The organism is Actinomadura sp. NAK00032, assembly GCF_013364275.1.
GTDB lineage: Bacteria > Actinomycetota > Actinomycetes > Streptosporangiales > Streptosporangiaceae > Spirillospora.
Window position 1 is genome coordinate 7502388 of record NZ_CP054932.1, and the last position, 22451, is coordinate 7524838.

Annotated in this window: 19 protein-coding genes; 8 read left to right on the forward strand and 11 right to left on the reverse strand. The window is 71.9% G+C overall.

Annotated elements, in window-relative coordinates; all coding sequences use genetic code 11:
- Positions 1 to 6: 6 nt before the first annotated feature.
- The 7 genes from HUT06_RS34265 to HUT06_RS34295 all read right to left on the reverse strand — a co-directional run bounded on the left by HUT06_RS34265 (position 7) and on the right by HUT06_RS34295 (position 8302).
- Positions 7 to 1662 (reverse strand): AMP-binding protein, encoded by a 1656-nt coding sequence (locus HUT06_RS34265; RefSeq protein ID WP_176199499.1) that lies wholly within the window; start codon positions 1660 to 1662, stop codon positions 7 to 9.
- Positions 1663 to 1795: 133 nt separating this feature from the next.
- Entirely contained in the window at positions 1796 to 2149 is a 354-nt protein-coding gene (locus HUT06_RS34270) for a hypothetical protein (RefSeq protein WP_176199500.1), read from the reverse strand.
- A 6-nt stretch (positions 2150 to 2155) separates the two neighbouring features.
- Positions 2156 to 2908 (reverse strand): ABC transporter ATP-binding protein, encoded by a 753-nt coding sequence (locus HUT06_RS34275; RefSeq protein ID WP_176199501.1) that lies wholly within the window; start codon positions 2906 to 2908, stop codon positions 2156 to 2158.
- Positions 2901 to 3665: an ABC transporter ATP-binding protein gene (locus tag HUT06_RS34280; RefSeq protein ID WP_176199502.1), complete on the reverse strand. Its 765-nt coding sequence runs from the start codon at positions 3663 to 3665 to the stop codon at positions 2901 to 2903. The genes HUT06_RS34275 and HUT06_RS34280 overlap by 8 nt, the downstream gene beginning before the upstream one ends.
- The gene (locus HUT06_RS34285; RefSeq protein ID WP_176199503.1) at positions 3658 to 5868 is read right to left on the reverse strand and encodes an ABC transporter permease; all 2211 of its coding nucleotides are present in this window, start codon (positions 5866 to 5868) and stop codon (positions 3658 to 3660) included. Before HUT06_RS34285 ends, HUT06_RS34280 begins: the two co-directional genes overlap by 8 nt.
- 42 nt (positions 5869 to 5910) lie before the next feature.
- Positions 5911 to 7323, reverse strand: coding sequence for an ABC transporter substrate-binding protein (locus HUT06_RS34290; protein ID WP_176199504.1), 1413 nt, complete (start codon positions 7321 to 7323; stop codon positions 5911 to 5913).
- 217 nt (positions 7324 to 7540) lie between these two features.
- A complete protein-coding gene (locus tag HUT06_RS34295; RefSeq protein WP_176199505.1) occupies positions 7541 to 8302 on the reverse strand; it encodes an SDR family NAD(P)-dependent oxidoreductase in 762 nt (253 codons plus the stop codon).
- Positions 8303 to 8551: 249 nt separating this feature from the next.
- Here HUT06_RS34295 and HUT06_RS34300 point away from each other — a divergent pair, with 249 nt between their 5' ends.
- Together HUT06_RS34300 and HUT06_RS34305 are read left to right on the forward strand one after the other, a co-directional pair.
- A complete protein-coding gene (locus tag HUT06_RS34300) occupies positions 8552 to 10153 on the forward strand; it encodes a class I adenylate-forming enzyme family protein (RefSeq protein WP_176199506.1) in 1602 nt (533 codons plus the stop codon).
- A 61-nt stretch (positions 10154 to 10214) separates the two neighbouring features.
- Positions 10215 to 10715, forward strand: coding sequence for a DUF4240 domain-containing protein (locus tag HUT06_RS34305; RefSeq protein ID WP_254715530.1), 501 nt, complete (start codon positions 10215 to 10217; stop codon positions 10713 to 10715).
- Positions 10716 to 10727: 12 nt separating this feature from the next.
- On the opposite strand, the gene HUT06_RS34310 is transcribed toward HUT06_RS34305, so the two are convergent.
- Complete coding sequence (locus HUT06_RS34310; RefSeq protein WP_176199507.1) at positions 10728 to 11630, reverse strand: LysR family transcriptional regulator; 903 nt, start codon at positions 11628 to 11630, stop codon at positions 10728 to 10730.
- Positions 11631 to 11701: 71 nt separating this feature from the next.
- Between HUT06_RS34310 and HUT06_RS34315 the strand changes: the two genes are divergently transcribed.
- Entirely contained in the window at positions 11702 to 12721 is a 1020-nt protein-coding gene (locus HUT06_RS34315; RefSeq protein WP_176199508.1) for a YeiH family protein, read from the forward strand.
- Here HUT06_RS34315 and HUT06_RS34320 read toward each other — a convergent pair.
- Positions 12699 to 13496: an SDR family oxidoreductase gene (locus HUT06_RS34320; protein ID WP_176199509.1), complete on the reverse strand. Its 798-nt coding sequence runs from the start codon at positions 13494 to 13496 to the stop codon at positions 12699 to 12701. The genes HUT06_RS34315 and HUT06_RS34320 overlap by 23 nt on opposite strands.
- Positions 13497 to 13662: 166 nt before the next feature.
- Here HUT06_RS34320 and HUT06_RS34325 point away from each other — a divergent pair, with 166 nt between their 5' ends.
- Positions 13663 to 15141 (forward strand): aldehyde dehydrogenase family protein, encoded by a 1479-nt coding sequence (locus HUT06_RS34325; protein WP_176199510.1) that lies wholly within the window; start codon positions 13663 to 13665, stop codon positions 15139 to 15141.
- Between the two features lie 410 nt (positions 15142 to 15551).
- Complete coding sequence (locus tag HUT06_RS34330; protein ID WP_176199511.1) at positions 15552 to 15740, forward strand: hypothetical protein; 189 nt, start codon at positions 15552 to 15554, stop codon at positions 15738 to 15740.
- On the opposite strand, the gene HUT06_RS34335 is transcribed toward HUT06_RS34330, so the two are convergent.
- Entirely contained in the window at positions 15730 to 16692 is a 963-nt protein-coding gene (locus HUT06_RS34335; protein ID WP_176199512.1) for an ArsR family transcriptional regulator, read from the reverse strand. The two genes, HUT06_RS34330 and HUT06_RS34335, sit on opposite strands and share 11 nt — an antisense overlap.
- Before the next feature lie 195 nt (positions 16693 to 16887).
- On the opposite strand from HUT06_RS34335, the gene HUT06_RS34340 reads away from it, so the two are divergent.
- Positions 16888 to 18096, forward strand: coding sequence for a pyridoxal phosphate-dependent aminotransferase family protein (locus HUT06_RS34340; RefSeq protein WP_176199513.1), 1209 nt, complete (start codon positions 16888 to 16890; stop codon positions 18094 to 18096).
- On the opposite strand, the gene HUT06_RS34345 is transcribed toward HUT06_RS34340, so the two are convergent.
- Positions 18074 to 20305, reverse strand: coding sequence for an MMPL family transporter (locus tag HUT06_RS34345; protein ID WP_176199514.1), 2232 nt, complete (start codon positions 20303 to 20305; stop codon positions 18074 to 18076). The genes HUT06_RS34340 and HUT06_RS34345 overlap by 23 nt on opposite strands.
- A 168-nt stretch (positions 20306 to 20473) precedes the next feature.
- On the opposite strand from HUT06_RS34345, the gene HUT06_RS34350 reads away from it, so the two are divergent.
- Positions 20474 to 21544: a phosphotriesterase gene (locus HUT06_RS34350; RefSeq protein WP_176199515.1), complete on the forward strand. Its 1071-nt coding sequence runs from the start codon at positions 20474 to 20476 to the stop codon at positions 21542 to 21544.
- Between the two features lie 77 nt (positions 21545 to 21621).
- Positions 21622 to 22374, forward strand: a complete 753-nt coding sequence (locus HUT06_RS34355; RefSeq protein WP_176199516.1) for a class I SAM-dependent methyltransferase — start codon at positions 21622 to 21624, stop codon at positions 22372 to 22374.
- The last annotated feature ends 77 nt before the right edge of the window (positions 22375 to 22451 follow it).

Here is a 22451-nt window from a genome sequence, read left to right on the forward strand (position 1 = left end):
CACAGTTCATGGGAGGAAGCGCACGCGTCCGGCGGCGATGAACTCGTCCCGGAGCGCGGCCTTGTCCGCCTCGGTCATCAGCGCGTACGCGGGGGCGCCGCGGCCGGCCCAGCGGTAGACGGGGTCGGACGTGCGCCAGCCGTCGAGCTGGAGCTCCTTCTTCTTGAGCTTGCCCGAGCCCGTCGTCGGCAGCGCGTGCGAGACGCGCACGAACCGCGGGGCGCCCTTGGTGCCGAGGTCGTCCTGCGCGGCGAGGAACGCGGGGAGGTCCAGGTCCTCGAACGCGACGCCCTCGGGGATCTCGATCGCGGCCATCACCTGGTCGCCGGAGCGCGGGTCGGGGACGCCGAACGCGACCGCGTCCACGATCCTCGGGTGGCGGCGCACGACGTTCTGGGTGAGCAGCGCGGAGATGTTCTCCGAGTCGACCCGGATCCAGTCGCCGGACCGGCCGCCGAAGTACAGGAACCCGTCGCCGTCGATGTAGCCGAGGTCGCCCGTCCAGTACCAGCCGTGCCGGACGCGCTCGGCGTCCGCCTCCGGGTTCTTGTAGTAGCCCTCGAACTTCGCGGCGCCGTGCACGTCGACGATCTCGCCGACGGCGGCCTCGGCGTTGGTGACGCGGCCGTGCTCGTCCAGGACGGCGCGGACGCAGGTCTCGCGCGTCTCCGGGTTGACGATGCGGACGCCGTCGTGGGCGGGCCGGCCGAACGCGGTCGGCGGCGCGGCCGGGTCCCGCTTGATCATGCCGGCGCTCTCGCTGGAGCCGTAGCCCTCCACGAGCCGCGCGCCGAACCGGCGCAGGAACGCGGCCTTGTCCTCGGGGGACGCCTCGGTGCCGAAGCCGTGGGTGAGCGTGTTGTCGCCGTCGTCCGGCCGCTCCGGCGTGGCGAGGACGTAGCCGATCGCCTTGCCGACGTAGTTGAAGAACGTCGCGCCGTAGTACCGGACGTCCGGCAGGAACCCGGACGCGGAGAACTTCGGCGCGAGCACGACGGCCGCGCCGACCGCGAGCGACGGCGCCCACAGCGCCATCAGCGCGTTGCCGTGGAACAGCGGCATCGAGCAGTAGCTGATGTCCTCGCGCTTGATGTCGTACTTGGCGCTGTTGTTGCGGCCCAGCTCGGCGAGGCGGCCCTGCGAGCAGCGCGCCGCCTTCGACGCGCCCGTGGTCCCGGACGTGAACAGCAGCAGGATCTGCGTCTCGGGCGTCACGGAGGCGTCCACCCAGGGTTCGCAGGCGTGGGCCTCGACCCGGGCCGCGTAGTCCTCGTCGTCGATCAGGACGAACCGGTCGCGGGGGACGCCGATGTCGAGGCCGTCCAGCAGCTTCAGCCCGGCCTGGTCGGTGACGAGGAGTTGCAGGTCGGTGTGCCGGACCTCCTGCTCCAGGTAGGCGCCGGTCCGGGTCGAGTTGATGCCGACGATCGTCGCGCCGCTCAGCGCCGCCGCGCCCAGCCACAGGACGTACTCCGGGACGTTCTCCAGCAGCACCCCGATGTGGAACGGTCCGTCCTGCCGCAGCCCGCGGGCCAGCGACGCGCGCGCGGCGCTCTCCCGGACGACCTCGTCCCAGGTCCACGTCCGCTCGCGGCTGCGCAGGCCGTGCCGGGTGTCGCCCACCCGGTCCAGCAGCATCGCCGCGATCGTCTCGTCACGCACTCGCGGCCTCCCGGGGCCGGCTCGGCGAGGTGGCGTCGTTCATTCAGCGTCCTCCATCCGGGACAAGACGTTAATCAGCGGGATGTCCGGGCACTCCGGACATCCCGCTGACCGGGAGCGTCGACCTGGCCCGCTACCCCTGGTCGCGCAGCGCGGCGGCGATCTGGTCGGCCTGCGCCTGCTGCTCCATGAGCTGCCGCAGCAGCCACAGCCGCAGGACGCGGGTCACGGCGGCGGCCAGGTACAGGGCCGCGCCGAGGACGGTCACCGCCAGGAACCCGGTGGCGAGCGTCTGCAGCGAGCCCACGTCCCGCATGTCGTCCTTGGTGAGCGAGACGTTGTAGGCGATGAAGGCGCCGACGACGCCGGCGACCATCGCGAGGGCGCCGGCGATGCGGAGCACCCCGTCGAAGCGGGACTGGTCGGTCTTCAGCTTCTGGCCGGCCACGTCGTCCTTGAACTGCTTGCGTCGTTCCTCAGTGAGCATTCGGGGTCAACCTCCCAGGTAGTCGCTGGACAGCCGGTCTTCGATCTCGTCGGGCGGGCCCACCGCCGCCACGCGCCCGTGCAGCATCAGCGCGGCGGTGTCGGCGATCGGCAGGACGGCGCGGGCGAACTGCTCCGCGACCAGCACCGACAGGCCGCCCTCGACCAGCTCGGCGACCGTCTCGTACATCCGGGTCACGATCATGGGCGCGAGGCCCATGGACAGCTCGTCGAGCAGCAGCACCGCCGGATCGGTGCCGAGCGCCCGCGACAGCGCGAGCATCTGCTGCTCGCCGCCGGACATGGAGCCGGCGAGCTGGCGGCGGCGCTCGCCGAGGATCGGGAAGCGGGCGTACGCCTTCTCCTCCAGGTCCTCCAGCCGGGCGCCGGTGCCGGTGGCGGCCCACAGGTTCTCCCGCACCGTCAGGTTCGGGAAGATCCCGCGGCCCTCGGGGATCGAGCAGACGCCGAGGCGGGCCGCGTCCTGCGCGGAGATGCCGTTCACCTTGCGGCCCGCGAACCGCAGCTCCCCGGCGGTCGGGGGGTGCAGGCCCGCGCACACGCGCATCGTGGTCGACTTGCCGCCGCCGTTCGGGCCGAGCAGCGCCAGCAGCGACCCGGGCTTCAGCGCCAGGTCGACGCCGTGCAGCACCTCGATCGCGCCGTAGCCCGCGCGGACCCCGGCCAGTTCGAGCAGCGGCTCGGCCTCCGCCGTCTCCGCCGCCGCCCGCTGCTCGGGGACCACCTTCGATTCAGGCATGGGACGCCTCCTCCGTGCCGATGTAGGCGGCGATGACCTCCGGCGACTCCTTGATCTCCGCCGGGGTGCCGGACGCGATCAGCGCGCCGTAGTCGAGGACGTGGATCGTGGCGCACAGCTTCATCACGAGCGGCAGGTCGTGCTCGACGAGGCAGATCGCGAGGCCCTCCCCGGCGAGGCCGGTCAGCATCTCGGCGAACGCCTCCGTCTCGCGCTCGGTCTGGCCGGAGGCGGGCTCGTCCAGCAGCAGGACGCGCGGTGAGGTCATCAGCGCGCGCGCCACCTCCACGACGCGGGCCCGTCCGATCGGGATGTCGGACACATCGCGGTCGGCGATGTCGGTGAGCCCGGTCCGTTCGAGGATCTTGTCGGTCTGCTCGTCCAGGTCGAAGCGCTTGCGGCTGTGGCTGCGCAGGATGTCACCCGCTACGCGGACGTTGTCGCGCACCGAGAGCGACAGGAACAGCTCCAGGCGCTGGAACGTCCGCGCCATGCCGCGCCGCGCGCGCTTGGCCGGGGACAGCCTGGTGATGTCGTCGCCGTCCAGGAGCACCTGGCCGGACGCGGGCTTCTGCAGGCCCGTGATGGTGTTGAACATGGTGGTCTTGCCGGCGCCGTTCGGGCCGATCAGCCCGGTGATCTGCCCGCCGGCCATCGTGAGGCCGACGTCGTCCACGGCGGTGTTGCCGCCGAACCGGACGGTGATGTTGCGCGTCTCCAGCAGCGCCGCTGCGGGCTTTGACGTCGTGTCAGGCATGGACCCCTCCCTTCAGGCCGAGCTCGCGGTCGATGCGCGCGCGCAGTTCGTCGGTGTAGGGCTCGTCCACGCCGAGGAGTTCCAGCGGCGTCGGACGGTTGCGCCGCCCCTCGTCCAGGTACATGCGGCCGAAGACGGGCAGCAGCATGACGGCGCAGAGCGCGATGATCGCGAACAGCCACGTCCCGATGACGCCGGTGAGCGCGAGGACGTAGAGGACGGCGCCGAACGCCGCCGCCCCGTACAGGACGGGCTTGGCGTCCCGCATCGCGCGGTAGCCGTCGATGATGTCGTGGACGAAGCCGCTCGGGTTGCGGCCGACGCCCATCCCGACCAGCGCCGTCCCGACGAGGACGAGGTGGCCGAGCGCCGTGTAGATGGTCGACAGGCCCTCGTTCTCCAGGGCCAGGTCGCCGAACGTCGACACCAGCACGGCCGAGCCGACGCCCGCCATCAGCCCGCCGAGCAGCGCGCCGCTGAGGTAGCCGATCCCGGCGACCACGACGAGCATCAGCAGCGCGAGGCTGCCGACGAAGGAGAAGTTCTCCTGCGCGACGGTCCCGGTCGCCGACGACATCAGCACGCCGCCGAGCCCCGCGATCGCCGCGGAGATCATGAAGACGCTCAGCTTCAGCCGGACCAGGTTCTGGCCGAGCATCGCCGACGCCGCCGGGCTGTCCTTCATCGCCGCGAGCCGCCGCCCGTAGCCGCTGTTGCGCAGCGCGGCGAGCCCGAGGGCGATCAGCGCGAACAGCACGGTCGCCGTCATCAGCGACGTCGTCCCGTCCCGCAGGTCGAGCGGGCCGACCTTCAGCGGCGGGACGATCAGCGACCCGTCCGGGAACAGGGTGAACTTCACGCCGAACAGCTCGTGCTGGGTGGTGTCGCGCAGCACCATGTTCGACAGGAACTCGCCGAACGCCATCGTCGCGAGCGCCAGGTAGAGGCCGCGCAGCCGCAGCGCCGGCAGCGCGACGAGCCCGCCGACGATCGCCGCCGCGACGACGGCCAGCAGCACGCCCTGGATGTTCATCCGGGCGTCCAGGCCGGTGCCGACGACCCCGGCGTGGAACGCCACCACCGTCCCGACCGCGCCGAACGCCAGCGGCGCGAGGTTCAACTCGCCCGCGTAGCCGGTGAGGACGGTCAGCGACAGCGCGATGATCGCGAACGTCATGCCGAGCGCGAACGTCGTCACGGCGCCGTCCGACAGCAGCAGGCTGTAGAGGTACACGACCGCGACGAGCACGAGGCCCCACACGGCCGCGCCCCGGACGGTCGGCACCCGGTACCGCTCGCGGGTCCGGATCGCGGCCCCGCGCAGCCGGTCCTGGGGCAGCACCACCAGCACCACGAACAGGATGATCATCGGCAGCGAGACGCGCAGGTTGCCGGTGAACGTGCCCGCCGACGGCAGGTAGGCGAGCACGTAGTTGGCGGCCAGGCCGAGCACCATCGCCCCGACGAACGTGCGGGGGATGCTGCGCAGCCGGCCGAACATCGCCGCCGCGAACGCGTCGATCACCAGCAGGGTCAGCGCGTTCGCGTCCAGGCCGCCGCCGCTGATCGGCACGATCAGCACCCCGGCGAGGACGGCGAGGGTGGAGCCGAGCGCCCACGACAGCATCGCGGCGCGCTCGGGGTCGTGGCCGTTCAGCCGGAGCAGGTCCGGGTCGTCGACCGAGCCGCGCATGACGACGCCGATCCGGCTGCGGGTGAACAGCACCCGCAGCCCGACGGCGATCGCCACGGCGGTGACCAGGCAGACGATCTCGTGGTAGCGGACCACCACGCCGCCGACCGTGATCTTCGAGCCGGCGCCGAAGAACATGTCGACGGTGTGGGCCTCGTCCGGATTCCAGATCCACTGCGCCAGGTAGACGGTGCCGAGCAGCACCGCCACCGTCACGATGATCTTCGTGACGTCGGCGGTGCCGCGCAGCCCCTTCATGATCGCGGCGTGCAGCGCGGCGCCCATCGCGGGACCGACCACCCCGATCACGACGACCAGCGCGAGCCACACCGGCCAGCCCCACCGCTCGGTGAAGTGCCAGTACAGGAACGTGCCGAACATCGCCTGCGCGCCGTGGGCGAAGTTGAAGATGCCCGAGGTGTTGTACGTCAGTACGAGCCCCGATGCCGCGATGGAGTACACCGACCCGAGGACCAGCCCCAGGATCGTGTAGGTCAGGAACGTCGTCACTTGCTCACCGCCATGTGGGTCACCGCCTCCGGCGGGTTCGGATCAGGAGGACTGGGGCTTGATGACGTCGTCGGTCAGGAACTTCGTCGAGATCCGGTCGCCGTTCAGCTGCACGCCCGAGGCCTTCGGGTCGGTCTTCACGACGAACTCGGGGCCGCACTCGAACTCGCCGACGTTCTTCGGGTAGACCTGCTCGTACTTGGTCTTGTTGAGCTTGACCATCAGCGAGCAGGACGCCGGCTTGTTGTTGCCCGGGTCGGTCGGCGCGTGCAGGCCGCCGCCCGTCCACTCGTGCACCTTCGACAGCTCGTTGATCACGCACTGCCGGGTGAGGTCGGAGCCGCACTTCTGCGCGGACTGCGCCCACAGCAGGAACGCGGAGGTGGCCTGCATGCCGAGCAGCGCGACCTTCCCCTGCTTGGCGTTGACGATGTCCGTGTACTGCTTGACCGCGGGGACCTTGTCCGCGTTCTCGAACGGCTGGAAGATCATGCCGACGTGCAGGTTGTCACCGGCGCCCGAGGTGTTCCACTTCGACACCATCGTGCTGTACCAGGTCGCCTCGAACACGTACTTCGGCTCCGCGCCGGCGCGCTCGATCGACTCCAGCAGGCTGAACTGGCCGGGGTCGGGCGAGTCGGACGACCACAGGTAGCCCGCCCCGCACTTCTTGATCTTCTCGGCGAACGGCATGTAGCTGCTCTCGCCGGCGTCGTTCAGCCGCACGCCGCACTCCAGCGGCTTGATGCCGATCTCCTTCATCGCGCCGGCGATCTTGCCGGTGCCGGTGCTGACCGCCGGGGAGGTCGACAGCAGCAGGTCCGTCTTCTCCTTGAAGTCGGGGAACAGCTTCTCCGCGAGGCGGAGCCCGCCGATGTTCATCATGTCGACCGGGTACGGGACGGCCTCGTACTTCATCGGGCCCATCGCGGCGTTCGGGCCGACGGTGTAGCCGGCGACCGTCGGCAGCTTGCACGCCACCCGGTACTGCTCGGCGGCCTCGTCCATCGCGAAGCCCTGCCCGACGAGCATGAAGTCCTGCTTGCAGGACTCCTGCATCACCTTCGCGGACTGCGCGTAGGCGGCGTCGTACTGGTTGCCCTTGATCTTGCGCCCGTTGATGCCGCCCTGCTGGTTGCACCAGTCGATCATCGCCGAGACGGCGTCGCCCATCTCCTTGGACAGGCCCGGCGCGGACGCGAAGCCGCGGTCGTCGCCGAAGCCGATCGTGATGGCGTCGTCGGTGATGCCCTGGTCGGTCTTGCCCTTGGCGTCGCCGGGGCCGCACGGGGACGCCAGCGTCCCGAACGTCTTGCTCGCGGCGGCGGTCGCGCCGCCGGAGTCGCCGCCGCCGGACACGCCGTCGGTGCCCGAACGCTCGCTGGAACAGGACGCGGTGACGAGCGCCACCGCGAGGGCGCCCGCTGCGAGGCGTCCGATCTTGTCGACCTTCATAGGTCGTACTCCTTTCACCGGCCGCCGAGGCGGCAAGTGGTGTTTCGGGCAGGCGGGGGACGGGGTTCTCGGGTAGGGAGATCCGGCCCGGCGGCACTGCCGCGCTGCGCCACTACGGCACTGCGGCACTGCGGCACGCCGAGCTTCAGAGGGAACTGCGGGTGTTGTCGGGTGCGGCGAACCGCGGTGGGGTGAAGCGGGTGTCCGGATCCCGTGGTCAGCCGAAGTTGGCCTGGCCGCCGTCCAGCGGGATCGTCGCCCCGGTCAGGTAGCGCATCGCCGGCTGGACGAGCGCGACGACGGCCTTGCCGATGTCGTCCTCGCAGTCGCCGATGTAGCCGAGCGGGATCGTCTTGCGGAACTCCTCGGCCGCCTCGGGGTTGTTCTCCGCCCACCACTTCAGCCCCGGCGACAGGGCGTGCGGGGCGATGTTGTTGGCGCGGATGCCGTCCGGGCCCCATTCGGCGGCGACCGTCCGGGTCAGCGAGCGCAGGGCCTGCTTGGCCGCCGCGTAGGCGCCGTACGTGGCCGGGTCCCAGCGGACCATGGCGGAGGTGACCAGGTTGACGATGCTGCCGCCGCCGCGCGCCTTCATGTGCGGATGGCACGCCCTCATGAACGCGAACGCCGCGAACGGGCCGGTGACGAAGCCCTTCTGGAACTTGGCGTCGCTCATCTCCAGCAGCGGGCCGTAGGACCCCGAGTAGGCGTTGTTGACCAGGATGTCGACGCCGCCGAACGCGGCGGCGACCCGCTCCACCACGCCGGGGATCGCCTCGGTGTCCGCGACGTCGCACACGAAGGGCTCCGCCTTCGCGCCGCGTTCCCGGATCAGCCCGCAGGTCGCGTCCAGTTTGGCCGCGGTGCGGCCGAGTACGGCCACCGCCGCGCCCTCCGACGCCAGCGCGAGCGCGATGCCCTGCCCGACGCCCTGTCCCGCTCCGGTCACGATCGCGACCTTGTCGCTGAGGCTTCCCATGTGGTTCTCCCGCTCAGTCCTGCTTGCGCGCCCAGCCCGGTCCGTCGGGTCCGCCCCGGTCGGTCCGGTCTGCTCAGTCCTGGTGCGGTCATGGTGATGTGACGCGGCGCACGTAAAAGCTCCAGTCCCGCTGAGCGGGAATGAGTTCAGGATGGAACGGTCCGTGACCGTCCCGCTGAGCGGAATGCCCTGGTGGAGCCGGTGTGCCGCAGCCCACAATGGGCCGTCCCGGCGAGGAGGAGGGGTCCGATGGAGATCATCCGGCAGCTGACCGGTCCCGGTGGCGAGTTCGAGCTCCGGGAAGAGGAGGTGCTGGGCGCGCGGCTGCCCGTGTTCGCCAACCGCGCCCGCGGCCTCGGTGAGGTGCTGGCCCGGTCGGCGGAGTACGGCGACCGGGACTACATCGTGACCGCCGACCGCCGGCTGACCTTCGCCGAGCACGCCGCCGCCGTCGCGTCCATGGCCAAGGCGCTGCGGGACGACCTCGGCGTGCGGCCCGGCGACCGCATCGCGATCAACGCCGCGAACAGCCCCGAGTGGATCATCTCCTTCTGGGCGACGATCGCCGCCGGCGCCGTCGCGGTCGGCTACAACGCCTGGTGGGCGCCCCGCGAGATCGAGTACGCGCTCGGCCACACCGACCCGAAGGTCGTCATCGCCGACGCCAAGCGCGCCGCGCTGATCTCCGAGGACGTGCTGACGATCGAGAAGGACGTCCCGTCCCTGATGCGCCGCTACCCGGACGCCGCGCTCGACGTCCCGGACGTCGCCGAGGACGACCCGGCCGTCATCCTCTACACGAGCGGCACGTCGGGACGGCCCAAGGGCGCCGTCCACTCGCACCGCAACCTCACGTCGGTGATCGAGTACCACCGGTTCAACGACGCGATGTTGAAGTCGTTCGGGGACGACCCGTCCAAGCGCCGCTACCTGCTGGCGCTGCCGCTGTTCCACATCGCCTGCCTGCACAACCTCGCCGTCCCGCGGCTCGCCACCGGCACCGCCGTGATCATGCACGAGGGCGGCTTCGACGTCGACAAGGTGCTCGGCCTGGTCGAGAGGGAGCGCGTCACGAACTGGGGCGCCGTCCCCACCATGGCGCACCGCATGATCGAGCACGGCGACCTGGCGAAGTACGACCTGTCCTCGCTCAGCGCGTTCTCGCTGGCCACGGCACCGTCCTCGATCGCCTTCAAGGAGCGGCTCCAGGCCGTCTTCCCGCCCGCCAAGGGCGGCCTCGTGGACAGCTACGGGCTCACCGAGTCGTGCACCGGCATCTCCACCGCCACCCCGGCCGACCTCGCCGAGGCGCCCGGGACGCTCGGCCGCCCCACGATCGGCGTCCAGGTGGAGATCCGCGACCCCGACAACAAGCCGCTGCCGGAGGGCACCGAGGGCGAGGTCTGCGTCCGCAGCGCCTACAACATGATCGGCTACTGGCGGGACGAGGAGGCCACCGCCCGCGCCTTCGACGGCGACCGCTGGATGCACACCGGCGACATCGGCGTGCTGGAGCAGGGCCGGATCCGGCTCACCACCCGCCGCTCCGACCTGATCATCCGCGGCGGCGAGAACGTCTACCCCGCCGAGATCGAGAACGTCCTCGCCGAGTACCCGGGCGCGCGGGAGTGCATCGTCATCGGCGTCCCGCACACCGACCTCGGCCAGGAGGTCGCGGCGGTCGTGGTGTTCGCCGACGCGCCGCCCTCGCCCGAGGAGCTGGCGGCGTTCGCCCAGGAGCGGCTCGCCTACTTCAAGGTCCCGACCCGCTGGCACATCACCACCGACCCGCTCCCCCGCAACGCCACGGGCAAGGTCCTCCGCAAGCAGGTCGAGGACGACATCTCCTGAGCGCCCCCCTTCTGTCGGTGGCCACTGGTCGAATGCGTACCACCGGCAGGAGGAGGACATCGTGGACGAACAGCGGTTCTGGGATCTGATCGAGGCGGCGTGGGCGCCGCTGGGCGTCGACGAGGCGCGCAGGGCGCTCGCCACCCGCGACCCCGACGTGGTCGGCTACGAGATGCCGGAGTACACGGCGGTCGAGAAGGCCCTCGACGCGTTCGTCGAGGGCCTCCGCGGGCTCGCCCGCGACCTCGGCTCGGCGGAGCTGACCGACCTCGACCGGGTGGCGGAGCGCATGCTCCACGACATCGACCGCTCGGACGTCCACGAGGTCACCGACGGGTCCGACGACGGGTTCCTGTACGCGCGCGGCTTCATCGTCGCGCTCGGCCGCGAGTTCTACACGGCGGTGGCCGCCGACCCGCGCATCGCCATCGAGGACGCCGACTGCGAGGCGATGTGCTACCTGTTCGCGCACCTGCACCGGGAGCGCTTCGGCGACTTCCCGGACACCGGTTCGGGCATCTCCCGCGAATCTTGTAGGAACCCGGCGGGCTGGCGCGACTGACCGATTGCCGCGCTAGCGGCTACCGCGGCGGGTGATGGCGAGGAGGGCGGCGGCCGGGCCGGAGGGGGTGGTGCCGGTGCGCCAGACGGCGCGCAGGGAGCGTTCCAGCGCCAGGCCGTCGACGGGGATCTCGGCGAGGGCGCCGGCGGCGAGGTCGGCGCCGACGACCAGGTCGCTGATCAGGGCGGGGCCCGCGCCGGCGACGACCGCGTTGCGCACGGCGGTGCTGGAGCCGAACTCCAGCAGCGGCGGGACGAGGTCCAGGCCCTGGGCGGCCATCGCCTGGCGGGCAGCCTGCCGGGTGCCCGAACCCGCCTCCCGGCTGATCAGCGGGGTCGCGGCGACCTCGGCGGCCGGGACGGGCCGCGTGCGGCGCGTCCAGCGGTGGCCGGGCGGCGCGACGAGGACGAGCCGGTCCCGCGCGACGGTCCGCGACCGCAGCCCCGCCGGGCGGCCCGGCGACTCGATGAAGCCGATGTCGGCCGCGCCGTCGCGCGCCAGCTCGCAGACGTGCGCCGAGTTCGTCACCCGCATGCCGACGTGCAGGTCGGGGTCGGCGCGGCGCAGCTCCCCGATCCAGGCGGGCAGCAGGTGCTCGGCGACGGTGAGGCTGGCCGCGACGGTCAGGTTGCCGGTGTGCTCGCGGCGCAGCGCCTCGACGCCGGCGCCGAGCGCGGCCAGGGCGTCCAGGACGCGCTGCGCCCAGCCCGTGACCGCCGTCCCGGCGGGGGTGAGGGACGAGCCGCGCCGGGTCCGGTCGACGAGCCGGACACCGAGGCGGCGTTCCAGCCGGGACAGCCGCTTGCTCGCCGACGGCTGGCTGATCCGCAGCTCCCCGGCGGCGGCCGTGAGGCTGCCCCGCTCGGCGACCAGTACCAGCAGCCGCAGCGACTCGATGTCGGGCTCGGGGGTCATGCCCCCAGGCTATGACGTGAGGCCGAACCGCCCGGTACCGGGACGGCGGAGTGCGCGCAAGCCTCGGATCCATGAGCGTTCTGGAAGCGGTCCGCAGCGGGCGGGCACGGTCATGGTGGGAGCGGGCGGCGCCGGGCCTGGCGGTGGCGGCGGGCGGCGCGGGCGTGGCGATGGCGGTCAACCGGCTCGTCCCCGCGCTGAGCGCGCTCACCGTCGCGGTGCTCGCCGGGGTGCTGGTCGGCGGGGCGCTGCCCGCGGTGACCGCGCAGGGCCTCCAGTGGGCGACCCGCGCGCTCCTCCGCGCGGGGGTGGTGTTCCTCGGCCTCCAGCTCAGCCTCGCGGAGGTGCTGCGGCTCGGGCCGGGGATGCTCACCGTGGTCGTCGCCACGGTGCTGCTGGCCTTCACCGGCACGCTCGCCCTCGGCCGGCTGACCGGGGTGTCGCGCGGCCTGGGGCTGATGGTCGCCACCGGGTTCTCGATCTGCGGCGCCTCGGCGATCGTGGCGATGGACGGCGTCGCCCGCAGCGAGAAGGAGGACGTCGCGACCGCCGTCACGCTCGTGACGATCTACGGCAGCGCCGCCATCGCCGTCGTCCCGTTCCTCGGCTCGCACGTGCTGGGGCTGGACCCGGAGACCGTCGGCATGTGGGCGGGGCTGAGCGTCCACGAGGTCGCGCAGGTCGTCGCCGCCGCGTCCCCCGCCGGCGCGGCGGCCGTGGGCACCGCCGTGATCGTGAAGCTGACCCGGGTGGTGCTGCTCGCGCCCATGGTGGCGGGGATGGGCATCATCGAGCGCCGCGCCGGCGGCGCGGTGGACGGGAGGCGTCCGCCGATCGTGCCGCTGTTCGTCGCCGGGTTCCTGGTGATGCTGCTGGTCCGCAGCGCCGGTGTCGTGCCCGGCGCGGTCGTGACAGGGGCCAAGGAGGTCTCGACGGTGCTGCTCGCGGCCGCGATGTTCGGGCTCGGGACGTCCGTCCGCGTCGGCGCGCTGCTGCGGACGGGACGGCGCGGCCTCCTCCTCGGCCTCCTGTCGACGGTGCTGGTCGGCGCCGTCTCGCTGGGCGCGCTCAGCTTGCTCGGGCACCGGTGAGGGTCTTGGCGGTGCGGCCGAGGCGCTCGCCCAGGAAGTCCTCCCAGGTGCGGGTGCCCCGGTCGGCGCCGTCCAGGCTGAGGTTGTCGCCGGCGCGGTAGGCGCGCCCGGCCTTGCCCGGGATGCGGACGGGCATCGTCAGGCGGCGCTTGCCGCGCGCCTCCAGGTACCCGCGGACGAGGTCGCCCATCCCGTAGACCTCGGGCCCGGCCAGGTCGGGGACGCGTCCGGACGGGGTGCCGAACGTCAGCTCGACGAGCCGCGCGGCGACGTCCCGCGTGTCGACCGGCTGGAACCGGAGCCCGCCCGGGATCGGGACGACCGGCAGCTTGGCCATGCTCTCCACGACCTTCAGCACCAGGTCGTGGAACTGGGCGGCGCGCAGGATCGTGTACGGGACGCCCGAGTCGATCACGGCCTGCTCCGTCTCCACCTGGGTCCGCATCCAGGAGAGCGGAACGCGGTCGGCGGCGATCACCGAGATCAGCACCACGTGCTCCACCTCCGTGTTGGCCGCGGCCCACATGAGGTTCCGCGCGACGACCTCATCGCCCTTGTTGCCGCCCGCCAGGTGCAGAAGGGTCTCGACGCCGTCCAGAGCGGCCTCGATGCCCTCGTTCTTGAACAGGTCGCCGGTCACGTACTCGACGCCGTCGGCGGGCTCGCGGGTCCGCCGGCTCAGCACCCGGAGGTCGGCGCCGGCGTCGCGCAGCAGCGGGACGACCTGCCGTCCGATCGTGCCCGTTCCGCCGGTGACCAGGATGGGCGCGCTCATGATTCCTCCAACTGGGCTGTGTCCGTGCCTTCACCCGTGCAGACGGAACGGCCGCCCGGAATGTGACATCGCCGGGGCGAGGGGTTGTTTTTGCCGGGCGGGCGGTGTGGACGGGCCCGTCCGGGCAAGGGCAGAAGGACCGCGAGCGGATGCGAGGAGGCACACCATGGCGGGGGGAACGATGCTCGACGTCTACACGGGGTTCGACCGGATGCCCATCGCGGGCGAGTGGCGGGCCGGCCGGGCGGGCGGCGGCCGCGAGGACACCGACCCCTACACCGGGGACGTGCTGACGGAGATCCCCCTGGCCGGTGCGGACGACCTCGACGAGGCGTACCGGGCGGCGCGCGACGCGCAGCCGGCCTGGGCGGCGCGGCCCGCCGCCGAACGCGCCGAGGTCATGGCGAACGCGGCGCGGATCCTCGCCGACCGGGAGGACGAGCTGGCCGGCTGGCTGCAGCGCGAGGCCGGGGCGACGCGGGGCAGGGCCGGGATGGAGCTGGCGCTGGTGCGCGCCGTCACGCAGAAGGCCGCCGAGCAGGCCGACCGGATCAACACCTTCATGGGCACGGGCTCGGACGTCCCGGACAAGGAGAACCGCGTCTACCGGCAGGCGGCGGGCGTGGTGGCGGTGATCAGCCCGTGGAACTTCCCCGTCCAGCTGTCGAACCGCTCCGTGGCGCCCGCGCTGGCACTGGGCAACGCGGTCGTCCTGAAGCCGGCGGGCGACACCCCGGTCACGGGCGGGCTGTTCCTGGCCAAGGTCTACGAGGAGGCGGGGCTGCCGCCGGGCCTGCTGAGCGTGGTCATCGGCAAGGGCGGCGACATCGGCGACGCGATCGTGGAGCACGACGTCCCGCGGGTGGTCTCTTTCACCGGGTCCACGCCGGTCGGACGGGGCATCGCCGCGAAGGCCGGGCTGAAGAGGCTCGCGCTCGAACTGGGCGGCAACGGCCCGCTGGTGGTGCTGGACGACGCCGACCTGGAGCAGGCGGTGGCGGGTGCCCTGTACGGGAGCTACTTCCACATGGGCCAGGTGTGCATGGCGACCAACCGGATCATCGTGGACGCCGCCGTCCACGACGCCTTCGTCGATCTGTTCGTCTCCGCCGCCGCCTCACTGCGCTACGGCGACCCGCGCGACGACGGGACGCAGCTGGGGCCCGTCATCAACGCGAAGCAGCTCGACTCGATCAGGGGGAAGGTGTCGCAGGCCGTCGCGGACGGCGCGGAGCTGCTGCTGGGCGGTGACCCGGTGGGGCCCACGGGGCAGGTGCTTCCGCCGCAGGTGCTCCTTGGCGACAACACGGTGGCCACGGCGGCCGAGGAGGTCTTCGGGCCCGTCGCGACCATCATCAAGGCGGACGACGAGGACCACGCCCTCCACCTGGCGAACGACACCGAGTACGGGCTGTCGAGCGGCGTCTACTCCGGTGACCGGGACCGGGGCCTGAACTTCGCGCTCCGGGTGCAGGCGGGGATGACCCACGTCAACGACACCACCGTGAACGACGACGTCCACATCGCGTTCGGCGGCGAGAAGGCGTCCGGGCTGGGGCGCTTCGGCGGCGACTGGGTCGTGGAGGAGTTCACCACCGACCACTGGGTCAGCCTCCAGCAGCGGCCCCGCGACTTCCAGTACTGACGCCGGCTCCCGCGACGCGGGACGCGAGGGCCGCCAGGGTGCCGCGTTCGGCTCGATGGCCGAGCGGACGGTGATCGACCGGCGCCGCGCGCTGAAGCTGCCGCCCGGGAGCGACGCAGTCGCCATCGCCGCCGCGATGAACCCCGGCATGTCGTCGTGGGTGGCGCTGCGCCGGCGCGTCGACTTCCGGGCCGGGCAGAGCGTGCTGGTGCTGGGCGCCACGGGGAACGCGGGGCGGCTCGCCGTCCAGATCGCCGGACGCCTCGGCGCGGGCCGGGTGATCGGCGCGGGCCGCGATCCGGAGCGCCTCGGCCCGCTGAAGGCGCTCGGAGCCTCCGAGGCGCTCGGCCTGGACGACGTGGACGGGCTCGGACATCACCCTGCCGTCGTTCCTGCTGCGCGCCGCGAACGTGAGCATCCTGGGGAGCGGCCAGGGGTCGGTGTCCACGTGCGGCATCCTCGCGGAGCTGCCGTCGCTCGCGGCGGAGATCACCTCGGGCGCTTTGAGCGCGAACCCGGTGCCGGTGCCGTTGCGGGACGTCGAGGAGGCTTGGACGGCCCCCGCCGGCCCTGGGCGGCGGCTCGTCCTCACCTGCTGAGGTGCGGGGCCGCGAGCTGGTCGCCGAGGGGGCTGCGGCGGTACAGGACGTGCCGGCCGTCCCGCGCGCGGGTGAGCAGCCCCGCGTCATGCAGGATCCGCAGGTGCTGCGAGACGGCGCTGGGGGTCACCTTCAGGCGGCGCGCGAGTTCGATCGTGGGCAGCGGCTCGTCGAGGACGGCCAGCAGCTCGGCGCGGCGCACGCCGAGGAGCGCCGACAGGGCGGTGGTGTCGGGGGCCGGGGCCGGTGTCCACAGGGTGGCGGCGCCGCGGCACGGATAGGACAGGCTGGGCGGCTCGTCGGGATGGACGGGCGGGGCGGGCTTGTGGGCGAACACCGCCGGCATGAGGAGCAGGCCGCGCCCGGACGCCTGGACGTGGTGCCGTCCGATCATCTTGTCGATGGAGAGCACCCCGTCCCGCCAGGTCAGGTTCGGGTGCATGTCGGCGAACAGCAGGCGGGCGCCGCCCACGGCCAGCTGCCGCGCCCGGTACGTCATGTCGGCCTCCAGCACCAGCCGCATCTGCGGCCAGACTGGCTCGACCGCCGTCCGCCAGTAGCGCAGCAGCACGTCGCAGGCGTCGTCGCGGAGCCGGGCGGCTGAGGCGTCGTCCGGGGGCGTCGCCTTGACGAGGGCAGCCTCCATGTCCCTGCGGACCTTCCCAGGGGGCGTCCGCCGGACGAGGGACAGCTGGTCCTCGAAGCGCGGCGCGAACGTCGTGGGGCGTGGTCCCAGGAAGTCGGGGATGGCCAGCCTCGTCCCGACGAGGGAGGTCAGCAGGCGGACGTCGTCCGGGTCGAGCCGGGCGAGCGCCGCCCGGCGCCACGGCAGATGCAGGGGCTGGAGACCGGGCTCGCGGAGGACGCGCAGGCTCAGGCACGTCTCGTCCAGCGGCGACAGCGCGAACCGGGTGTCCGCGAGGTCTTCGACCCCGAGCTCGAAGCTGATCATTAAGCCCCACGCTACATCCGCCCGTGCCCGCCGAGCCTCCGGCGAGTGATCACTCTGTGTGATAACTTGATCACGCAGCGCAATTATCACGACGGGATAATTGTCGCTGCTCGGCAATTATCAGGGCGCGGAGATAATCGCGGCCCCATGTGACGAGTATAAGGGAGTGCGGCCTTGCGGGACTCAAGTCGGGCGTTGGCGAAGTGGGGATTCTCCGACGGGGTGCGGATGGTGCGGGAGGCGGGCCTGATGCCGGCCGACGTGCCCGCCATCGACGGAGCCAACGGAACCGTCGTCCATATCGCCGGGCGCCGGTTCATCAACTTCAGATGCGTCGATTTTCTCGGCTGGCAGCACGACGAGGACGTGGTGGCCCACTTCACCGACGCCGCGAGGACCTACGGGCTGGCGAACGGCGGCTCACGGGCCCAGGCGATCTCCCGGCCGCTGCGCGAGATCGAGCGGCAGGTCTGCGAGATCTACGGCAAGGAAAGTGCCATCACCTTCGCCTCCGGAATGCTCGCCACCGTGGGCTTCGTGCACGCGATGACGTCGAAGATCCAGGTCACCTCCACGATCACCGCCGATTTCAGTGATGTCGTCTTCCTCATGGACCGCGCCTGCCACTGGTCGATGTGGAAGGCCGTGGAGAAAATGCAGCCCGGCAGGCAGCTGTTCTCGTTCGGCCATAACGACGTCGAGCGGCTCCGCACACTCCTGGCGCGCCACCAGGGCAAGCGTGTGATCGTCGGTTTCCAGAGCGTGTACTCCGGCGACGGCAGCGTCGCGCCGATCGGCGCCATCACCGACCTCTGCGCGGAGTACGACGCGGTCAGCTATGTCGATGACGCGAACGGCTTCATGGTCTACGACCACGAAACGGGGCCTTACACGGACGAGTTCCGGAAGCTGTCGCAGGCCACGTTCGTCATGACCTCGTTCACCAAGGCGATCGGCATGGTGGGCGGCGCGATCGCCGGTCCCGCGGACGCGGCCAAGGTGATCGAGTACTTCTCCGGGACGTCCATGTTCACCGCGGCGCTGCAGCCGCCCACCGCCAGCACCATCGCCCACATCATCGGACGCTCGCGGGAAGATCGGCAGCGCGTCGATGACTATTTGAGCATGGTGGCGTGGTTCCGTGAGCAGCTCATCAGCGTGGGCTGCGACCTCAACGACAACCCCAGCTACATCATCTCGATTCACGTCGGCGACGAACGTGTCGCCGAAGTGGTGCGCTGCGAGCTCCAGGAACACGGATACCTCGTCTCGGTCTTCCGCTACCCCGCCGCGGAGAGAGGCAAGGCCCTTCTGCGCATCATCCCGAATCTCAGGCACAGCAAGGAGCACATGGAGGGCCTCGCCGACACCCTCAAGCTCCTCAAAGGGAAGTATCAGTTCTGATCGCGGGAGCGGCCGAGGCGGCGGGGGCGGCGGTCGGGGCAGAGGCCGGGGCGGCGGCCGGCCGGCGGGCAATCGGTGACGCTCGCCAGGGCGACCACCAGTTCGCGCGGCCGGCCAGCCTCATGATTCCCGGGACCAGCAGGGCGCGCACGAGGGTGGCGTCCACCACGACCGCCGTCAGCACCCCCACGGCGACCATCTTCACCAGCACCACCGAGGAGGTCGCCATGGCCGCCATGACCAGTGCGAACACCGCTGCGGCGCAGGTGAACAGCCGACCGGTGCGGTGCAGGCCCGCGATCACCGCGGCGGGGGTGTCGCCGTGGCGGCGGTACTCCTCGGTGATGCGGGCGAGCAGGAACATCTCGTAGTCCATCGACACCCCGAACGCCACGCCCAGCACCACGACCGGCATGATCACGTCCAGGGTCCCGGTGGTGGTGAACTCGCCGACCAGCCGGTGCAGACGGCCGTCCTGGAAGACCGCCACCAGCACCCCGAACGTCGAGGTCAGGGTGAGCGCGTTGAGCAGCAGCGCCTTGAGCCCCAGCAGCGGGCTGCCGGTCATCCACATGACCACGCCGATGGTCGCCAGTGCCATGATCGCCAGCATCCAGGCCAGCCGCCCGCCGACGAGCCGGCGGGTGTCGGCGAGTTCGGCGCCGGGCCCGCCGACCAGCGCCCGCTCCGGGGCGGCGACCGCGCGCAGCCGCTCGGCGACGGCGGCGGTGGCGTGATCGAAGGGGGCGGCGGCGGTGGTGGCCGCCATCCAGGTGCCGGCCGGGACGCTGTAGCGCGCCGACCGCGCGTCCGGCGCACCGATCCGCCGGCCGCCGGCGAAGGTCCCGTTCGCGGCCTGCACCCGCACGACCCCCGGTACGGCCGACAGCCGCCGCGGATAGTCGCCGGGGTGCGCTCGATGCGGCAGCACCACGGTGAGCGGCAGCAGCTGCGCGTCGAAGCGGTCGCGGATCAGCTGCCCGGCGCGGGCCGCCGGGTCCTGCGGCGGCAGGATCCGCTCGTCGGCGATCCCGAACCGCACGTGCAGCAGCGGGGCGGCCAGCAGCAGCAACAGCGCCCCCGCGGCGGTGGTCACCGCCACCGGCCGCCGCATGACGAGCCGCGCCAGCCGCGCCCAGAACGGGGAGCCCTGGGCGGCGGCGCCGGGCCCGGACCGGCGCCCCGCGCTCCACGGGCCCGGGACCGCCAGCCGGTCCACACCGGCGCCCAGCACCGCCAGCGCGGCCGGCAGCACCGCCAGCGCGGCGAGGGCCGCCAGCGCCGTCACCGCGATGCCGCCGTAGGCGATCGAGCGGACGATCGGTGAGGGGATCACGAGCAGCGCGGCCAGCGCGGCCAGCACGCTGACCGCCGACAGCCCCATCGCCCGGCCCGTGGTCGCGATCGCGTGCCGCACCGCCTCCGGGACGGGCCGCTGCCGGGCCAGTTCCTCGCGGAACCGGGTCACGATGAACAGGCTGAAGTCCACCGCCAGCGCGAACCCGATCAGCGAGGCGATGTTGAGGGCATAGACCGACACCGGGGTCACTTCGCTCAGCAGCCGCAGCAGCGCCATCGCACCCACCAGGCAGAAGGCGCCCATGGCCAGCGGTATCAGCGCCGCGACCAGACTGCCGAACACCACCAGCAGCACCGCCAGCGTCAGCGGCAGCGCCACCAGCTCGGCCACCCGCAGGTCGTGCTCGCTCCGCTTTTGCGCCTCCACGCGGACCTGGGAGTCCCCTCCCACCGTCACCGCCAGCGGCCCCTGATGCCGCGGCAGCCGGGGCACCAGTCGGCGGGCGGTCCGCAAACGGTCCTGCAGATCGCCGCGCAGCCACGCCATGGCCACCGCGCTGCGGCCGTCCGAGGACCGCAGGCCGCGGTCGCCGCCGGCCCAGTACGACCTGGCCAGCGACACCCCGGGATCGGCGGCCAGCGCCGCCGTCAGCCGCCGGCCCGCCGCCGCGGCCCGCACGTCGTCGACCCCGCCCGCCGCCGCGCCCGCCGGCCCGGCGGTCACCTCGGCCACCACGACGAGGTCGGGCTTGCCCGCTCCGGCGTGCGCGCGCAGCCACCGGTCGGCCTGCGCCGACCGGGTGGAGACCGGCAGGTTGTCGCCCATCACCAACCGGTCGTGCACTCCGGCCCCGGCCCATGCCGCGCCCCCCAGCACCAGCAGCGTCATCGCCAGCACCCAGTACCGCACGCGTACGATCCCTGCCGCCCACCCGGCCACGTTCCGCACGCCCCCCATGTCCCGCGTCGGATACAAGTGGTCATGTTATAACTACTCAGAGTGACCGACGGGTGGCCCTGCTGCTCCCGGGCCGGTCACGGGCCTTGAGCAGGACATCCATCAACGACGGGAACGACCATGTCCGACGCACCATCCTCCGGCGGTCCGACCCCCGTCCCGGACCGGGCGCCCCAGCCCTCGGTGGAGACGGTGCGCGGGCGAGTGCCGGTCACCGAACTGAACTCGGTCCTGATGCACGAACACGTTTTCGTGACAGACCCGGAGATCCAGCTCAACTACCCGCATCTGTGGCAGGAGGACGTACGGATCGCCGAAGCGGTGAGCAAGCTCACCGCGCTGAAGCAGGCGGGTGTCGACACGATCGTCGACCCGACGGTGATCGGCCTGGGCCGCGACGTCGCGCGCGTCGCCCGGGTCAACGCGCTGGTCGACATCAACATCATCGTGGCGACCGGGATCTACACCTACAACGATCTGCCGCACTTCTTCGAGTACAACGGCCCGAAAACGGCGCGGGGCAACGACGAGCAGATGGTCTCGCTGTTCGTCCAGGACCTGACGCGGGGAATCGCGGGTACGGCGATCAAGGCCGCCTTCCTCAAATGCGCGCTCGAAGGGGAGTTGACCGCCGGAGTCGAACGGGTGCTGCGGGCCGTGGCCGAGACGCACAAGCGCACGGGAGCACCCATCACCGTGCACACCAACCCGGCCGCACGCACCGGGCTGCTCGCACAGCGGATCCTGACCGAGGAGGGCGTCGATCTCGGCGCGGTGGTGATCGCGCACAGCGGCGACACCACGGACCTGGACTACCTCCGGGAACTCATCGACAACGGCTCCTATGTGGGGATGGACCGCTTCGGCCTGGACATCCTGCTGCCCGGCGACCAGCGGGTGACCACCGTCGCCAAGCTCGCCGAGCAGGGGCTCGCCGAGAGGATGGTGCTCTCACACGACGCCTCCTGCCACATCGACTGGTTCCCGCCCGGCGTCCGGGAAGAACTCGCTCCGCACTGGCAGTTCACGCACATCCACGACACGGTCCTTCCGGCGCTGCGCCACGCCGGGGTCTCCGACCGCCAGATCGACACCATGCTCATCGACAACCCGCGCCGCTACTTCAGCGGCGGCACGGCGAACGGCGTGTCCGGCGAGACCCTCGACGCCGGGCCCGAAGCCGACCATTAAGCGCCACGCTACATCTCTTGGCCTTGACGCCCGTCCGACGTGGACTTGCCCGTACCACCTGACGGAAGGACGGGCATATGAAGGGCTTCGACCCGCGGACCAGCTTCGGCAAGGACGTGTCCGAACGCTACGACGCCGAGGAGAGCCGGGGCGACGAGCGGGAGACGGTCGCGTACCTCGCCGGCCTCGCGAACGGGCGTCCCGTGCTGGAACTCGCCGTCGGCACCGGCCGCATCGCACTGCCGCTGGCACGGGCCGCCGGCGTACGGGTGGACGGCATCGAGCAGTCGCCGGACATGGTCGACCGGATGCGCGAGAAGCCGGACGGCGACCGGATCGACGTCACGATGGGCGACATGTCCCGCGTCACGACCGGGCGCACCTACGGGCTCGTCTACCTGGTGTTCAACACGATCGGCAACCTCCTCGGCCAGGACGACCAGGTCCGCTGCTTCCAGAACGCCGCCCGGCACCTGGACGGCGACGGGGCGTTCGTCCTCGAATGCCGCGTCCCCACCGCCCCGGCCCGTCCCGGCCACCGGTTCGTCGACCCCGAGCACATCGACGCCGAGAGCGTCGGCCTGGACGTCTGCCGGTACGACCCGGTGACGCAGATCCTGGACAAGAACCATGTCCGGATCAGCGCGTCGGGCATCGTCCTCGATCCCATCAGGCTCCGCCTGGCCCATCCGCCCGAGTTCGACCTGATGGCCCGCCTCGCGGGGCTCCGCCTGCGGGAACGGTGGGGCGGCTGGAAGGGCGAGCCGTACACGTCCGAGAGCTGGCGTCACATCAGCGTCTACGAACGCGCCCCGGCCACCGGCAACTGAGCCCCGGGGACTGGCGGAGGTCGTCTCGCAAGGTTTTCCGCTCGGCGTGTCACAGCGGGCGCGGCTGTCTCGTCTCG

Coding starts and splice junctions, on each gene's coding strand:
- HUT06_RS34270 (WP_176199500.1), bottom strand. CDS start 2,149: ATGCTCACTGAGGAACGACGCAAGCAGTTCAAGGACGACGTGGCCGGC.
- HUT06_RS34275 (WP_176199501.1), bottom strand. CDS start 2,908: ATGCCTGAATCGAAGGTGGTCCCCGAGCAGCGGGCGGCGGCGGAGACG.
- HUT06_RS34280 (WP_176199502.1), bottom strand. CDS start 3,665: ATGCCTGACACGACGTCAAAGCCCGCAGCGGCGCTGCTGGAGACGCGC.
- HUT06_RS34290 (WP_176199504.1), bottom strand. CDS start 7,323: ATGAAGGTCGACAAGATCGGACGCCTCGCAGCGGGCGCCCTCGCGGTG.
- HUT06_RS34295 (WP_176199505.1), bottom strand. CDS start 8,302: ATGGGAAGCCTCAGCGACAAGGTCGCGATCGTGACCGGAGCGGGACAG.
- HUT06_RS34300 (WP_176199506.1), top strand. CDS start 8,552: ATGGAGATCATCCGGCAGCTGACCGGTCCCGGTGGCGAGTTCGAGCTC.
- HUT06_RS34310 (WP_176199507.1), bottom strand. CDS start 11,630: ATGACCCCCGAGCCCGACATCGAGTCGCTGCGGCTGCTGGTACTGGTC.
- HUT06_RS34315 (WP_176199508.1), top strand. CDS start 11,702: ATGAGCGTTCTGGAAGCGGTCCGCAGCGGGCGGGCACGGTCATGGTGG.
- HUT06_RS34320 (WP_176199509.1), bottom strand. CDS start 13,496: ATGAGCGCGCCCATCCTGGTCACCGGCGGAACGGGCACGATCGGACGG.
- HUT06_RS34325 (WP_176199510.1), top strand. CDS start 13,663: ATGGCGGGGGGAACGATGCTCGACGTCTACACGGGGTTCGACCGGATG.
- HUT06_RS34335 (WP_176199512.1), bottom strand. CDS start 16,692: ATGATCAGCTTCGAGCTCGGGGTCGAAGACCTCGCGGACACCCGGTTC.
- HUT06_RS34350 (WP_176199515.1), top strand. CDS start 20,474: ATGTCCGACGCACCATCCTCCGGCGGTCCGACCCCCGTCCCGGACCGG.
- HUT06_RS34355 (WP_176199516.1), top strand. CDS start 21,622: ATGAAGGGCTTCGACCCGCGGACCAGCTTCGGCAAGGACGTGTCCGAA.